At 53.0% G+C, this 15,159-nt stretch carries 11 protein-coding genes and 4 tRNA genes; 2 read left to right on the top strand and 13 right to left on the bottom strand.

What is annotated here, in order from left to right:
• Positions 1-211: 211 nt before the first annotated feature.
• A complete protein-coding gene (locus tag DXB92_RS08070) occupies positions 212-952 on the bottom strand; it encodes a hypothetical protein (RefSeq protein WP_117733469.1) in 741 nt (246 codons plus the stop codon).
• Positions 953-1,078: 126 nt separating this feature from the next.
• Between DXB92_RS08070 and DXB92_RS08065 the strand changes: the two genes are divergently transcribed.
• Entirely contained in the window at positions 1,079-1,357 is a 279-nt protein-coding gene (locus DXB92_RS08065; protein WP_117733468.1) for a helix-turn-helix transcriptional regulator, read from the top strand.
• Positions 1,358-1,397: 40 nt separating this feature from the next.
• Here DXB92_RS08065 and DXB92_RS08060 read toward each other — a convergent pair whose 3' ends face one another.
• From DXB92_RS08060 to DXB92_RS08020, 9 genes are all read right to left on the bottom strand, one after another.
• A complete protein-coding gene (locus tag DXB92_RS08060) occupies positions 1,398-2,699 on the bottom strand; it encodes a CBS domain-containing protein (RefSeq protein ID WP_117733467.1) in 1,302 nt (433 codons plus the stop codon).
• Between the two features lie 471 nt (positions 2,700-3,170).
• On the bottom strand, positions 3,171-3,431 hold the full coding sequence (locus DXB92_RS08055) for a stage V sporulation protein S (protein ID WP_040647925.1): 261 nt from the start codon (positions 3,429-3,431) through the stop codon (positions 3,171-3,173).
• A gap of 222 nt (positions 3,432-3,653) precedes the next feature.
• On the bottom strand, positions 3,654-4,418 hold the full coding sequence (locus DXB92_RS08050; RefSeq protein ID WP_021682799.1) for a TIGR00282 family metallophosphoesterase: 765 nt from the start codon (positions 4,416-4,418) through the stop codon (positions 3,654-3,656).
• A gap of 258 nt (positions 4,419-4,676) precedes the next feature.
• Positions 4,677-4,752 (bottom strand) — tRNA-Gly (locus DXB92_RS08045).
• Between the two features lie 29 nt (positions 4,753-4,781).
• A tRNA-Phe gene (locus tag DXB92_RS08040) sits at positions 4,782-4,857 on the bottom strand.
• A 21-nt stretch (positions 4,858-4,878) separates the two neighbouring features.
• Positions 4,879-4,955 (bottom strand) — tRNA-Asp (locus tag DXB92_RS08035).
• A gap of 3 nt (positions 4,956-4,958) precedes the next feature.
• Positions 4,959-5,034: transfer RNA gene (locus DXB92_RS08030), tRNA-Val, on the bottom strand.
• A gap of 175 nt (positions 5,035-5,209) precedes the next feature.
• Entirely contained in the window at positions 5,210-7,255 is a 2,046-nt protein-coding gene (gene recG, locus DXB92_RS08025; RefSeq protein WP_117733466.1) for an ATP-dependent DNA helicase RecG, read from the bottom strand.
• A 152-nt stretch (positions 7,256-7,407) separates the two neighbouring features.
• Complete coding sequence (locus tag DXB92_RS08020; protein WP_117733465.1) at positions 7,408-8,874, bottom strand: ABC transporter substrate-binding protein; 1,467 nt, start codon at positions 8,872-8,874, stop codon at positions 7,408-7,410.
• A 240-nt stretch (positions 8,875-9,114) separates the two neighbouring features.
• Between DXB92_RS08020 and rnhA the strand changes: the two genes are divergently transcribed.
• Complete coding sequence (gene rnhA, locus DXB92_RS08015) at positions 9,115-9,552, top strand: ribonuclease HI (protein ID WP_021682810.1); 438 nt, start codon at positions 9,115-9,117, stop codon at positions 9,550-9,552.
• 207 nt (positions 9,553-9,759) lie between these two features.
• On the opposite strand, the gene DXB92_RS08010 is transcribed toward rnhA, so the two are convergent.
• The 3 genes from DXB92_RS08010 to pth form a co-directional block, all read right to left on the bottom strand.
• The gene (locus DXB92_RS08010; RefSeq protein WP_117733464.1) at positions 9,760-10,767 is read right to left on the bottom strand and encodes a hypothetical protein; all 1,008 of its coding nucleotides are present in this window, start codon (positions 10,765-10,767) and stop codon (positions 9,760-9,762) included.
• A gap of 161 nt (positions 10,768-10,928) precedes the next feature.
• Positions 10,929-14,393, bottom strand: a complete 3,465-nt coding sequence (gene mfd / locus DXB92_RS08005; RefSeq protein WP_117733463.1) for a transcription-repair coupling factor — start codon at positions 14,391-14,393, stop codon at positions 10,929-10,931.
• 57 nt (positions 14,394-14,450) lie between these two features.
• Complete coding sequence (gene pth, locus DXB92_RS08000; RefSeq protein ID WP_242986626.1) at positions 14,451-15,104, bottom strand: aminoacyl-tRNA hydrolase; 654 nt, start codon at positions 15,102-15,104, stop codon at positions 14,451-14,453.
• Positions 15,105-15,159: the final 55 nt, after the last annotated feature.

Below are 15,159 nucleotides of genomic sequence, written 5' to 3'. Positions count from 1 at the left end.
CAGTTCTCGTTGCACTTTATTCTCTTGACTTTCGCTCTCGTGCGACAGCTTTACTATTATATCACACTTCTTCTGCTGTGTCAAGTAGAGAATTGCAAAGAATACAAGCCTGATTTTATTTATTTTGCACATATGTATTCCGTATACAGCAAAACAGGCTCTAGCGACACACCGCCAAAGCCTGTTTTCCCGTTGTTTGCATTCTATCGGTTCAATTCTTTTGTTTCCGTTCCAGCAATAAAAGATCATAGTCTTTTCGAATAGAAAGCCCCATAAAAAGAAGCATGACAGAATTTATGCCAGTGAGAAATAGTGCGAGGATACAAGATACAATCAGAAGTGCTGTATATACTTTTTTATCTACAGTAAAAAGTATTGCCGCAGATAACACAATCGATGGAACTGCCGTTGCAAAAATAAACGCTGTATAGGCAGCACGCAAGCAATCCGCAATAATTTCTTGCATTAGAACTTCTTCCTGATAGTCTTTATCTGCTTCGGATTGAATTGCATTATAAATCTGTCCCCATACATCATCACTTGATGAAGTTTGGGTATCTAACGTATCAAAAAATTGATTCACATAATCTTGATTTGTCAAATAGAATGTTCCAATGTATATCACAGCACCCACTAACAGAAATAAGGCACACCATCTCAATTTTTTTCGCTGCAACAAAAAATAAGCCGGTGCGTACATCACTATTCCATACAATAAATACCAGATACTTCCGCCCTTTGCTTCAAGCCCTATTGTTTCTGCACTTAGACCGTTTCCCCAGTTCGAGATTAAAAGCAAAATCGTTATCAGTCCAACCACTATGATGTACACAATCGGAAGAGTATTCTTCCTTTTCGGAATTTGTCTTGTCTGTACAGCACTATATCGCCAACCACAATTTGTACAAATCCCGTACTCATTCATTTCTTTCCCGCAATTCTTACAATACATAACACATTCCTCCTTTTTTCCAGTGCGATCTGCACTGTTGTCCAATATCAGTATACCACAGTATTTCAATATTGTCAAGCAGCTTTTATATAATAGTATTTAGAAATTTTACTAGGAGGTATTGTCATGTTTGACGAACGCATCAGAGAGCTCCGTCATTCGCTGGGCATCAACCAAGTGGAATTCGGCAAACGCCTGAATGTCACGAAGCAATGCATCAGCAACTGGGAAAACAACAACATCATGCCGTCGATCGACATGCTGATTCGGATTTCCAAGACGTTTTCGGTCAGTGCCGATTATCTGCTCGGGCTGGAAAGCCGACAGACGCTGGACGTAAGCGGTCTGTCTGCCGAACAGATCCTGCACCTGCAAGCCCTCATCAACGATTTGAAACGCAACTAAAAACGCCCGCGAAACGCAATGGTTCCGCAGGCGTTTTGCCTTATTTGGTTTCCGGCTGTTCTTCCGCCGTTTGCTCCGGCAGAATCTCCGCCTTGATTCGCGAGATCCAGTTTTCTTCCATGTTCAGCACCGTAAACCGGATATTTTCCCACTGCACCGATGGGTTTTCCCGTGCCTCCGGAATATATCCCAGCAGATCCACCACAAAACCGCTCATGGTGTCGAATTCCATATCCTCCGGCAGCTCGTGCCCCAACAGCGGCAGCGTTTCCTCCGGATCAGCATGTCCGTTGATGAGGTACAGTGAATCCGTCACCCGATGCACCTCGGCTTCCTCCTCGTCGTATTCGTCCTGAATATTGCCGACGATTTCTTCCAGAATATCCTCCATGCAGACCACACCCGCGGTGCCGCCGTACTCGTCCACAACGATCGCCATTTGTGCCTTTTGGCGGGACATTTCCGAAAGCACGTCATCGCACTTCGCCGTTTCCGGCACGAAAAGAGCCTCCCGCATGAAATATCTCACGCCGTATCCGGAAATATCCTGCCGCCCGATCAGCCCCAGCAGGTCTTTCGCGTTCAGCACTCCAATGATATTGTCGATGTTGTCCTGATACACCGGCATGCGGGAATATTTCTCGTCCTGTGCCAGCTTCACCACGTCGGCAATCGCCATTTCCACATCAATGGCAACCAGTTCCTTCCGGTGCGTCATGACATCAGAAATGGGAATATCGTCAAATTCAAAGATGTTGTTGATCATTTCCCGCTGCTGCTCCTCGATCACGCCGTTTTCGTTGCCGGCATTGACCAGATGCAGAATATCTTCTTCTGTCACGCGTTCCTTTGCCGGACGTTTTCCGCCGGCAAGGCAGTCCATACCCTCATAGATACCGTAGACCGGCAGCGACAGCACTGCCACCAGCTTCACCAATCCCAGTGACTTTCCCGCCACCAGTTCCGCCTGCTTTCGCCCCAGTCCTCTCGCACAGCCGTCCAGCAGCAGTGCCGCCGTCAGCGAAACCCCAGCCGGCAGCAGCAGCGTCAGCCAGATGTTCCAGTGATGTGCCCAGCCCTTTGCAAAAATCAGCAGGTACGCCGCCAGTGTCAGCAGTGCCGTGAACGAGATCACCTCCGCCACTGCCGTGATCCGCAGCCGGTTCTTTTGTTTCAGATAGTACTGCATGGGCGGGTGTTCTTCCGCCAGCGTGCTCATCTGTCCGCCCAGCTTCTGCACCGATGCCATTGCCGCCGAAAACCACAGGTGCAGTCCGCACAGCAACGCCGCCGCCAGAATCAGCACAGAGTCCAACGCTGTGCCGAACGTATCATAGTCCATAATCCACTCCTAAAATTATCCTGAATTTATCATCAGGCAGCACTGCACAAAGCTTGTGTCATGCCGCCTTAAGGCAATACCGCACAAAGATTGTGCGACAGATGCGTCGTCAAATTTTTCGTCAGATGAAACAAAAAGCGGAGTGAATACTTGATGTATTCACGAGCATTTTTGTGAAATATGAGAGTCTGTTTCGTATCTGACGTATGCAGATTGCGTCGTCAGATTTTTTGAGAGATGAAGGGAAAACGGAGAAAATCCTTTGTGGATTTTCGAGTATTTTCCCGAAATATCTCGGAAAATATGCACGCAAGATGCGTGCGGGAAGATACGAAACAGGCTCTGAAGGGAAATTTGCAAGCAGATGGCGTGCAAAGTCGCCAGACGCTCTTTGTGCGGTATTGCCTTAACAACTATAAAAAAACGCCGCCAGATCTGTTGCACTGGCAGCGTTCTGTTCGTATCACGAATTTACCGTTCTTCGCAAATCAGCTTGATTGCAGTGCGGTCTTCGCCATCAATCTGAATATTGGCAAACGCCGGAATGCAGATCAGATCCACACCGATCGGAGCAAGATAGCCGCGGGCAATGGCAATTGCTTTTACTGCCTGATTTGCCGCACCAGCACCGACTGCCTGTACCTCTACCATCTTTTTTTCACGAATCACGCCGGCAATTGCACCGGCAACCGAATTCGGAGATGAGTGCGATGATACTTTCAATACTTCCATGATAAAAGCCTCCCTTAGTACAACCAATGATTCCATGTTGTATTCGATATTCCGCCTGTAAAAAAACGACGGCAAATCTGTGTAAAACCGATCAGTTCTGCTCCGGCTTCCGGCACTCGGTTTAGGCAGCACCGCACAAAATTTATACCGTGCTGCCCTTACACACCCTCATTATACAACAAAGCCTTTGAAATTGCAAGTACTTCCCGAAAAATTTGTGCATTATCGAACAATCAGCCGTTCGATTTTCGTGCATTTGCCACACTTTTCATCAAATGTGACGATTACGCCGTTCAAAAAGCAGGGATCGCTGCCTTCTGTAAAGCGTGTAGGATAGTGGAAACGGAACCGATCCATTGCCGGCTGTACCGCAACGCCCAGAATCGATTCCTCCGGTCCGGTCATGCCCACGTCGGTGATATAGCCGGTATGTTCGGACAAAATGGTTTCGTCGGCAGTCTGCACATGAGTATGCGTCCCTACCACTGCCGTTACACGGCCTGCCAGAAAATAGCCCATTGCCTTTTTCTCTGCCGTCGCCTCGGCATGGAAATCCACCAGAATATTCGGAGTGTCGATCTCCTCCAGAAGCTGTTCCGCAATGGTAAACGGATTATCCAGCGGATCCAGATACGCCGTACCGGACAGGTTCAGCACCGCCACCTGACAGGGACCGAAATCAATGGTGCATACCCCGTGACCCGGGCAGCCCTCCGGATAGTTCGCCGGACGAAGCACCACCGGATTTTCGTAGATCGCCATTGCCTCCCGCCGCTTGAAGCAGTGATTGCCTGTGGTGATGACATCTGCCCCCGCAGAAAAGATCTGTTCCATGGAGTGCTTGGTGATGCCGTTCCCCTGTGCGGAATTTTCGCCGTTGACAACAATCATATCGATTTTGTGTGTGCGTTTGATTGCCGGAAGATGTTCCTGCAAAAAGCGGCTGCCCGCTGCACCGACAACATCTCCGATGTGTAATAGTTTCATGTATGGGTTCCCTTTCTAAGAGCGTGCTGGCATGAAGGAAACACTGCATAAAGCTTGTGCAGATGCGTCGTCAGATTTTTTCGGCAGATTGCGTGCAAAGCCGTCAGGCGGGCTTTATGCAGTGTTTCCTGAATTATAGCATGTATTCCGCGGCTGTGTCAAGCAGTTTTTGTCGAACGCCCTGACCAGACACAAAAAATAAAGCACACAAGAGCGTTCCTTGTGTGCTTTACAATGGAAGAGATAATACAATGCAAATGGAGCGGATTACGAGGCTCGAACTCGCTACCTCCACCTTGGCAAGGTGGCGCTCTACCAGATGAGCTAAATCCGCATCCGAAACGTGTTAGTCAACACGTTCCATGGTGCCTCCGATCGGAATCGAACCAATGACACGGGGATTTTCAGTCCCCTGCTCTACCGACTGAGCTACAGAGGCATCACAGCAAGGCTGCATTGCTGGCGATCTGGATGGGATTCGAACCCACGACCTCTGCCGTGACAGGGCAGCGTTCTAACCAACTGAACTACCAGACCATGTGGTGGAAACTATAGGGCTCGAACCTATGACCCTCTGCTTGTAAGGCAGATGCTCTCCCAGCTGAGCTAAGCTTCCACTTGCTTGTCTTTCCGGTGTTTTTTGTGTTTTCCTCACCGGCGACTATTACAGTATATCACATTGCAAGGGGTTTGTCAAGCGTTTTTTTCAAAAAAATCGAAAAAACGCACACTTTGTTATGTCTGTACAGTTTCAACATTGTTCTATTGTGTGATATGCACATGAAAACCGTCTAATTTCTGCCATTTTCGCCGCTGCGACGGAACAGCCGCAGTACTTCCAGCCGCAACGCCCCATGTTCGGGAGCCGACAGATCCGCATCTTTTTCCAGAATTTTTTTTGCCGTTTCCTGCACTTCATGGAGCAGCTGGGTGTCATGGGACAGGTCGGCGATCTGTAACGGCGGCAGACCGTGCTGCCGCTGCCCGAAAAAGTCCCCCGGCCCCCGCAGCTGTAAATCCGCCTCCGCGATCTGAAAGCCGTCGTTGGTACGGCTCATGATCTGCATGCGGGTGCGGCAGTCCTCCGTCACGTGGTCGGTCATGAGGATACAGTAACTCTGTGCACTGCCCCGTCCCACGCGGCCCCGCAGCTGGTGCAGCTGGGACAAGCCGAACCGTTCAGCGTTTTCGATCAGCAAAATGGTAGCGTTTGGCACATCAACGCCGACTTCAATCACGGTAGTGCTGACCAGCAGATCCAGTTCATGGTTCCGGAACGCCGTCATCACGCTGTCCTTCTCTGCCGGCTTCATTCTGCCGTGAAGCAGTCCCACCCGATAGGCAGAGAATGCTCCCGCCTGTATGGACTCTGCATAGCTGGAAACTGCTTGTAATTCGCTCTCGTCCCGATCGTCGATCATGGGGCAAACAATATAGCCCTGATGCCCCTGTTCCAGCTGCTGCCGGATAAAGCTGTACGCCCGCTGCCGCAGCTTTCCGGTGACTGCAAAAGTCTGCACCGGCAGCCGTCCGCGGGGCAGTTCTTTCAGGACAGAAATGTCCAGATCGCCGTAGATCATCAGAGCCAGTGTGCGGGGAATCGGCGTCGCCGACATGACCAGCTTGTGAGGAAAGCCGCCCTTGTCCGCCAGCAGCGTCCGCTGTGCCACGCCGAAGCGGTGCTGCTCGTCCGTAATTACCAGCCCCAGCCGTGCAAAGGAAACCTCTTTCTGAAAAATCGCATGGGTGCCCACCACCAGCGTCATGCTGCCGTCCGCCAGTGCTTCGTAAATCTCCCGCCGTTCCTTGGCACGGACAGAGCCGGTGAGCAGCCCCACAGACACGCCAAGCGGCTCCAGAAACTGCTGCATGGTGTGATAGTGCTGCACCGCCAGAATTTCCGTCGGAGCCATCAGAGCACACTGCATGCCGTTCCGGGCAGCAAAATAGCACGCCGCCGCCGCAACCGCAGTTTTCCCGCTGCCCACATCGCCCTGTAACAGGCGGTTCATGGGAGCATCGCCGCACAGGTCGGCTGTAATTTCCTCCACTGCATGCTTCTGTCCTGCCGTCATGGTAAACGGCAACGCCCCGTAAAACGGCTCCAGATCGGTATCCTGCCGCATGGGATAGGCAGACCGCCGCCGGTTGTCCGCACGGCGTATCAGCATGCCCAGCTGCAATTGCAGCAGTTCGTCAAAGGCAAGCCGCCGGCGAGCCGTTTCCATCAGTGCCGGATTGGCAGGAAAATGCACCTGTTCCAGTGCCGCCGTCAGGGGCAGCAGTCCGTGTTCCAGACGCATCTCCTCCGGCATCCAGTCGAAAGGCTGCTGCCGCATCAGTTCGATCGCCTGCTTGACTGCCCGCACCAGAATCGGCATGGTAATGCCGCTGGTCAGAGGATAGGACGGGTAGATCAGTTCCTTGCTGTCGTCCGCCAGTACGTGAGGTGCAGAAATTTCCCGCCGCAGCAGTCCGCCCTGCAATTTGCCGGACATGCGGTACCAGCTTCCCGTGTGCAGAGCCTGAAAGCCGTAGGGGTTGTTGTATAAGATCACTGTCACATCATTCAGCCCGTCCGTGGCAACCGCCTTGAAAATGGTCATGCCCTTGCGGATAAACTGCGGGGCAAGCTTGTGCACGATCTGCACCCGAATCACACAGGGTTCTCCTGTAGGTGCCGCCGCAACGGGGACAGGGTGGCTGTAGTCCAGATACCCCCGCGGCACATGGTACAGCAAATCATATGGAGTACGGATCCCCAGCTTTTCCAGAGCCTCCGCTCGCTTGGTGCCAATGCCTTTCAGGTTGGCAACCGGCTGAAACAATGCGTCCATGAAACAATTCCTCCTTTCTGAAAAAATGTTGTTCGAGGGAACACTGCCTCTTTCGCTCTATTATAGCACAGTTTCCTGCAAAAGGCAACAAAAAGCTTCTCCGCCAACGCGAAGAAGCTTTTTTCAAAAAATCTCAAAGAGGGATATTTGTCTTATTTGTTGTTGTAGCCGTCAATGACTTCATCGATCACAGAGGACCACTCGTCACGCAGTACAGCCCAGGAGTCCTTGTCGCCGTTCAGCAGTGCAGAGGTCAGGTTGTTCATGACACCTCTGGTTTCGTAGGTGTATTCGCCGTCGCCGTACATTCTGCTGCCCATGCCGTAGCCGAAGTCGAATACCGGTGTGATGTTCTTCGGATCCTTGTAATCCTGCAACGCATCATACTGTTCCTCAGTCACATAGGACTTCAGCTTGCCCTGTGCGTTGACTTCCGGAATGATCGCCTTTTCCTTGGCAGCGTCCTTGTATTCGTCGATCATAGCCGCCAGACGCTCACACTTGATATACGCAGCAACTGCATCGCCCTTGTCAGAATTCTTGACCAGCATCTTTGCACCGAAGTTGCAGTTCAGATAGTATTCATCGCTGCCCGGCTGCTTCGGGAACGGTACGATCATCAGATCGTTTTCTTCCACAAAGCCGTCATCTTCATAGTCCGGATTCGGATCCGCCTTGACATTCGATGCACCCAGTGCCCAGTCTGCCATGCCGAAGAACAGCGTGGAGCCGTCGTCCGGCAGATAGCCGTACCATGTGGGATCATACAGACCAAGGCTCATGATTTCTTCCATTACACCCTCGGCTTCTTCAATTGCCGGATTGCTGATGTTGTTGGAGAACTTAGAGCCGTCATACTTGACAAATGTTTCACCGGTAGACTGCACCATTGCCTGACCAAACCAGCCGTTGATGCCGTAGCGGGTTTCGCCGTCCTTGGCATTGGAAACGAACGTTTTCATCATGTCCATGAAAGCGTCCCAGTCCCACTTGTCCTTCTTGTACAGCTCGTATGGATCGTCCAGACCGTTCTCCTCACACAGGGAACGGTTATAGGTGATCAGCAGCGGATCAGACAGGCAGTACGGTACTACATAATGCTTGTCCTTATACTTGAACATTTCAATAACGTCTGACATATCCGACCAGATATCGTCGCTCAGATCCAGATAGTCGTCCAGCGGCTGATACTGTTCCTTGGTCACGCCGTTGGGCACAGCGTCCCATTCATAGGGGAACATGTCCACCGGATCACCGCCCAGAATACGGCTTGCCAGTGTGTCAAACTTGGTGTCAGAGGTACAGGAAACATACTCCACCTTTGCACCATATTTGTCCTCGAACAGCGACAGGGCAACGCTTCTGTCCTGATTGTTCTTCGGGTTGATGTCATAGTCTGCCAGCCAGTAAATGGTCTGTCCCTTGATGTCCGGATCATTCTTGACCATATCGTCTACCAGAGAAGCATCAATGGAAACATCGTCCTTTTCCTTATAGGCAGATTCCGCCTCGGAGGAAGAAGCACTCTTGGAATCGTCCGAACCGCCGCCGCAGGCACCCAGTGCTCCCACCATTGTCAAAGCCATCAGTGCCGCCAGCATACGTTTTAAAGTTCTCATTCTTGTAAAAAACTCCCTTCCAAATTATATCGCACCAAAAACGATTCGTGTCACGAATCTAGCACTTGTATTATAGCATAAAATTCGAGAAAGGTCAAGCATTTCAGACGGTCAACTTGCACAAATTGTGGGAAATATTTTTGGAAATCTCACAGAACATGCCCGCACAAACTGCCGGTTGCAGAATCTTCAAATATATAGTATAATAGAACCTATGCAGAAAATACAAGGAGGCAACATATGAAAACAGTACAGATCTTCACAGACGGAGCATGCAGCGGCAACCCCGGACCGGGCGGCTGGGGAGCGATCCTGCGGTACGGCACCGCGGAAAAGGAACTCTCCGGCGGCGAACACGAAACCACCAACAATCGCATGGAACTGACCGGTGTCATTGAAGCCCTGTCCGCCCTGAAAGAGCCGTGCAACGTTCTGCTGACTACGGACAGCAAATACGTGGTGGACAGCATCACCAAGGGCTGGGTCTACGGCTGGCAGAAACGGGGCTGGGTCAAGTCGGACAAGAAGCCTGCACTGAATGTGGACTTGTGGAAACAGCTGCTCCCGCTGCTGGAAAAGCATCAGGTCACATTCCACTGGGTCAAGGGACACGCCGGTCACCCCGAAAACGAACGCTGCGACCAGCTGGCAGTGATACAGCGTGACCGGAATGCGTGAAGTGGAATAAGCCTCCCTTGAAAAGGGAGACGGACCAGCAAAGCTGGTGGAGGGATTCTGATGAAATTTTCCTAAGGCAATACCGCACAAACGGAAAAGTCCCCACTCTTTCGAGTGAGGACTTTTCCTGTATTATAGGGGTAAAAATTTATAGGGGTAAAAATGAAAAAATGAGATTGTCAAAAATAAGATTTGCCAGAAGCAGAATTACTTCTTCTTTCTGGTGATTGTGTATGCACCAACGCCCAAAGCTGCGGTTGCTACTGCACCCAGTGCAACTGCGGCAATGCCAAAGTCACCAGTCTGAGAAGTCTTTGCATTGTTGGTACCGCTCTTGGAGCTGTTGGAACTGGAAGAACCACCGGAACTGCTGTTATTGCCGCTGTTGGAAGAACCACCATTGCTGCCGTTGGAAGAACCGCCGTTGCTGCCTGCTGCGGTAGTTGTTGCCGGAGTACCATCAGCGTTTGTTGCTGCTGTGGTAGTACCGTCTGTGCCGTTACCGCCGTTTGCAGCGGTAGTGGTAGTAGTAGTGTTATTGCCGCTGTTGTCAGACGGAGCAGTTGTGCCCTCGCCGTTACCGCCGTTGGAGATACCGCTGACTTTGAAGTTTACAACGATCTTATCACCGGCAGCCAAACCGCCGTCCGGAGAAACATGCTCACCGGTACCAATGTCATTTACCTGCGGCTTTGTCCATACATTCATAATATTTACACGAATGCTGGTGCCGTCATCTGCGGTACGCAGTGCACCCTCAGACGGACCCGCATATGCCAACGGTGTAGAACCGCCGCCAACATGCTGAATTTCAATAGAATCGATTTCCACCTTTGCGGTGCAGCCCTCCGGCAGACCGCCGGTCGGGGTAGACGCTCCCTCCGGAGCAAAAGAAAATGCATTAATATTGGTAGAAAGAATCATAGCTTCAATGGTTTCCGAACCGTTCACCATGGTAACATCTACAGAATAGCTGCCGTCGCCGGTAATTGTTGCTTCCGTTGCTTCGGTAATAGAATTCTTCTTTGCAACTACAGCCGGATCATCTGTGGAAGAAACCCACTTGGAATCCCCGCCTGCCTGAATTGCCAGAAAAGCATTATACGGTGCTTCATCCTTTGCCTTCAGATCAGCAGATGCTGTCAGAGATGCAAAAGACAATACCGCAACCGCAGATGCTGCAACAGCTGCCATGATCTTCTTCATAAACTTCATTGTAAGCTCCTCCTTATTCACGCACTGCCACGCAATGCGTCTCACATTCTTTCAGTATTATAGCACATTTCAAAAAAACTGTCTATGCACATTTTGACTAAATTTCAAGAGGAAATCCGTCAACTTCGACAAAAACCGCACAAAATTGCACTGCGGCAGTATTATTTCGCACCGCTTTTCCCAGCTTTTTCTAAAACGTCCAAGACTTCGCGGAACAATTCCAGCGGCGGTTCTCCCGCCAGTTCCACGCCGAGATAGGGCTTCCCCACGCTGCCGAACTGCACCCGTCCCCGATACTTCCGGGACAGTGCCCCGATCATTTCCGCCGTGGGGTGCTCCATGTAGAACAGCATGCTGCCGCCACGCTGGTTGATCTCTGTGATTCCCAGCTGTGCCGCCGTATTCCGCAGACGGGACACAGTAATCAGCCCCTGCACCGATTTCGGCGGTTCGCCGTACCGGTCGATCAGTTCGTCCAGCAGGTCCATTTCGTCCTCCTGATTCCGCACGCCGGCGATCTTCCGGTACATATCCAGCCGCTGGCTCAGGCTCTCCATGTAGCTTTCCGGAATATGGGCATCGATCTGAATATCCACGGTGCACTCTGCCGTTTCCTGTATCGGCTCGCCCCTGGCTTCCGCCACAGCTTCGCCCAGCAGCCGCAGGTACATGTCATAGCCCACGGATTCCATGTGTCCGTGCTGTCTGCCGCCCAGCAGACTGCCTGCTCCGCGAATTTCCAAGTCCCGCAGGGCAATGTGAAAACCGCTGCCGAACTGGGTAAATTCCCGCATTGCCGCCAGCCGCCGCGTGGATTCCTCCCGCAGCACCTTGTCCCGCTGAAACGTGAAATAGGCATAGGCACGGCGGTTGGAACGTCCGACACGTCCCCGCAGCTGATACAGCTGGGACAGTCCGAAGCAGTCGGCATTTTCAATAATGAGAGTGTTCACATTCGGCACGTCCACGCCGGTTTCGATAATGGTCGTGCAGACCAGAATATCCGCCTCATGTTCCACCAGCTTCCGCCAGATCTCCGACATTTCCGCCTCGCCCATTCGCCCGTGTGCCACCAGAATCCGTGCGTCCGGCAGATACCGCTGCAGCTTCGCCGCGGTGAACTCAATGGTGTCAATGCGGTTGTGGATATAGTACACCTGTCCGCCCCGTTTCAGTTCCCGCTGAATCGCCTGTACCAGCACCGGCTCGCTGTACTCCATGACATAGGTCTGCACCGGATAGCGATCCTGCGGCGGCTGGGAGATGACGGACATATCCCGTATGCCGCTCATTGCCATATTTAATGTGCGGGGAATGGGCGTTGCCGACAAGGTCAGCATATCCACGCCGGCAAACATGTGCTTGAACTTTTCCTTGTGTGCCACGCCGAACCGCTGTTCCTCGTCCACGATCGCCAGCCCCAGCGAACGGAATTCCACGTCTTTCTGCACAATGCGGTGGGTGCCGATGATGACATCCGCCTTGCCGCTTCTGATCTCTTTCAGAATTTCCTTCTGCCGCTTCTGAGGAACGAAGCGGGACAGCATCACCACGTTCACCGGAAAATGTTCAAACCGGCGGACTGCCGTCTGATAATGCTGCATGGCGAGCACAGTAGTCGGCACCAGAATGGCACACTGTTTCCCGCTCATGACGCATTTCATTGCCGCACGGAGAGCCACCTCTGTTTTTCCGAAGCCCACGTCGCCGCAGAGCAGCCGTTCCATGGGGCGTTCCTGCTCCATGTCGTGCTTGATCTCGTCGATGCATGCCAGCTGATCTTCCGTTTCCACATAGGGGAACCGAGCCTCAAAGTCATGCTGTTCCGGACTGTCCGGCTCAAAGGCAAAGCCCCTGGTCTTTTCCCGCTTGGCATACAGTGCCAGCAGTTCGTCCGCCATATCTTTCACCGCACGGCGGACGTTGCTGCGTGTCTTTTGCCACTCCGGCGAGGACAGCCGGCTGAGTTTTACGTTGGAATCTTCCCGCGGACCGATGTATTTCGTCACCATGTCCAGCTGTGTGACCGGCACATACAAGTTTTCCTTGCCGGCATACTGAATGGTGATGTAGTCCTTGGTCACGCCCTCCAATTCCAGTTTGCGGATTCCCAGAAACCGGCCGATACCGTGCAGGGCATGCACCACCAGATCGCCGGGGACAATGTCCGCCAGTGTCCGGATCTCCTCACCGCGGCGGTGCTGTTTCCGCCGCCGTGTGCCGGCGTGGAGTGCTCTGCCCTGTGTGATGAGAGCCGTTTTGGTTTCCGGATAGGCGAAGCCGCCGGACAGGCTGCCGGTGCGGAGATAGACCACGCCCGCACGCCACACGCTGTCCGGTTCCGCCAGTTCGCAGCGGATCCCGCTTTCCTGCAAGTCCTGCTGCAAGATCGGCAGCGTTTTTTCACTGCCGGCACAGAGCATGGTGCAGTAGCCCTGACTGCTGTACTCCTGCAAGTCCTCAGTCAGCTGCCGCAGTTCCCCGCCCCACGGGGCGTTCTGGACTGCCTGCACACTGAGCAGCTTCTGAAATTCCACATGTTCGCCGCCCTGTAAGAAATTACTGCAATACACCTGAAAGCGTTTGTCCAGCTTCGCCGCCGTTTCCGCAGGGTCCTGATAATAGCCCTCCAGACCGCGGCAAAGGCTACCCTCCTCCAGCAGCAGCTTGCAGTCCTCCTGATACTGTGCCATCAGCCCACGCTGGCTCTCCACAATGGCACCGTATTCGCTCCAGCAGACGATCTCCATGCCGTAATCATACAGCATCGGCGGCTGCTCCCACAGCAGCGGGGCGTACTTATCCAGATGCACCGGAATCATGCCGGCTTCCAGATGATCGGCATCGGCATAAAGCTTTTCCCGCACCAGATCGGCACGGCGAATGCGGAGCGACTTTCCCAGCATACGAATTTTCTTCGCCAGTTCCGCAGGGTCGCAGAGGGTTTCCCGTGCCGGCGGCACCAGTACCTCGTCCAGCGGGTCTGTCCGCCGCTGGGTTTCCGGATCGAAATAGTGCATGGTGTCAATGGTATCGTCCCAGAATTCCAGCCGCACCGGAGCCGAAAGCTGCACCGGAAAGATGTCCACAATATCGCCGCGGACGGAGAACTGTCCCTGACCGGAAACGCTGTCCCCGCGGACATAGCCGCAGTCCGTCAGCTTTCTGGTCAGTTCCGACAGGTCTGCCGTGCCGTCCCGCTGTAACAATATGGTGTGTTCCCGCAGCTGTTCCGGCGAAAGGGTGGGCTGGAGCAGAGCCTCGATGCTGGCGGCAACCACCTTGCACTGCCCGTTCTGCAACGCAGCCAGTGCTCCGATCCTGGCGTGTTCATAGGCAGTGGTGATGCCCTCTACCGGTGTCAGAATCACTTCTTTCGCCGGAAATACCCATGCCGCAGTTTCTTCCAGCATGGTGTTGACATCATCACAGAGCCGGCGTGCCTCTGCTTCGTCGGCAGTGATGACCAGAACCGGTGCCGAGGTCTGGCTCAATGCCGCCAGCAGGTGTGCCTTGTGAATCTGGGAAACGCCGGTAAAGGACACCGGTGTCACACCCTCCTGCCTTGCCCGCATCAGTTCCTGATATGCCGACAGCTGTTCCATTGTTGCGGTAAAAAACTGCATGGCTGATTCCCCTGCCTTTCGTTTCTAAGAAAACACGGATTAGTGACTGTACAGAGATTAGTGACTGTACAGATTCATTGCGGTGTTCATGTCGCCGCCCACGATCTTCACGGCAGCATCTGCGGCGTGTTCCAGTGCCGGCTGCAGGGCAGTCATATCCTCCTCGCTGAACTTGGACAGCACCCAGTCCGCCAGATCATACTGGGGATTCGGCTTCGCCCCCACGCCTACGCGGATACGGGGAAATTCCTCCGTGCCCAGCTGTGCGATAATGCTCTTGATGCCGTTGTGTCCGCCGGCACTGCCCTTTCGCCGCAACCGCAGCTTTCCCGGCGGCAGGGAGATGTCATCATAAATGACCAGCACCTGCTCCGGCGGGATCTTGTAGAAGTTCGCCGCCGCCGCAATGGCATCGCCGCTGAGGTTCATGTATGTCGTCGGCTGCATCAGCAGGCAGCGTACTTCCCCCAGCATCGCCTCGCAGCAGTTGGACTGAAACTTCATCTGGTTCAGTTTTACGCCGCCGCACTGTTTCGCCAGTTCTTCCACCGCCAGAAAGCCGGCATTGTGGCGGGTGTGTTCGTATTCCAGCCCGGGGTTTCCCAGACCGGCAACGATCCAAGTCAGCTTGCCGTGCACTCTGCCGGCGGAACCTGACTCAATCTGCTGAAATAAATCAAAAATGCCCATTTTTCCTATAACCTGCTTCATGCGGCACCAGAGCCTTCCGATGCCGCATGAATCCTTTCGCTAATACTGCTTTCCG

Origin of the sequence: Ruminococcus sp. OM06-36AC (assembly GCF_003438725.1) — a bacterium.
In the GTDB taxonomy this organism is placed as follows: domain Bacteria; phylum Bacillota; class Clostridia; order Oscillospirales; family Ruminococcaceae; genus Ruminococcus_C; species Ruminococcus_C callidus.
Note: the sequence above shows the minus strand (reverse complement) of the source record. Positions and strands in the feature narration are given on the sequence as shown.

Bases quoted from the DNA above. Each gene is read 5' to 3' on its own strand.
- DXB92_RS08070 (WP_117733469.1), bottom strand. From the start codon at position 952: ATGTATTGTAAGAATTGCGGGAAAGAAATGAATGAGTACGGGATTTGT.
- DXB92_RS08065 (WP_117733468.1), top strand. From the start codon at position 1,079: ATGTTTGACGAACGCATCAGAGAGCTCCGTCATTCGCTGGGCATCAAC.
- DXB92_RS08060 (WP_117733467.1), bottom strand. From the start codon at position 2,699: ATGGACTATGATACGTTCGGCACAGCGTTGGACTCTGTGCTGATTCTG.
- DXB92_RS08055 (WP_040647925.1), bottom strand. From the start codon at position 3,431: ATGGAAGTATTGAAAGTATCATCGCACTCATCTCCGAATTCGGTTGCC.
- DXB92_RS08050 (WP_021682799.1), bottom strand. From the start codon at position 4,418: ATGAAACTATTACACATCGGAGATGTTGTCGGTGCAGCGGGCAGCCGC.
- recG (WP_117733466.1), bottom strand. From the start codon at position 7,255: ATGGACGCATTGTTTCAGCCGGTTGCCAACCTGAAAGGCATTGGCACC.
- DXB92_RS08020 (WP_117733465.1), bottom strand. From the start codon at position 8,874: ATGAGAACTTTAAAACGTATGCTGGCGGCACTGATGGCTTTGACAATG.
- rnhA (WP_021682810.1), top strand. From the start codon at position 9,115: ATGAAAACAGTACAGATCTTCACAGACGGAGCATGCAGCGGCAACCCC.
- DXB92_RS08010 (WP_117733464.1), bottom strand. From the start codon at position 10,767: ATGAAGTTTATGAAGAAGATCATGGCAGCTGTTGCAGCATCTGCGGTT.
- mfd (WP_117733463.1), bottom strand. From the start codon at position 14,393: ATGCAGTTTTTTACCGCAACAATGGAACAGCTGTCGGCATATCAGGAA.
- pth (WP_242986626.1), bottom strand. From the start codon at position 15,104: ATGAAGCAGGTTATAGGAAAAATGGGCATTTTTGATTTATTTCAGCAG.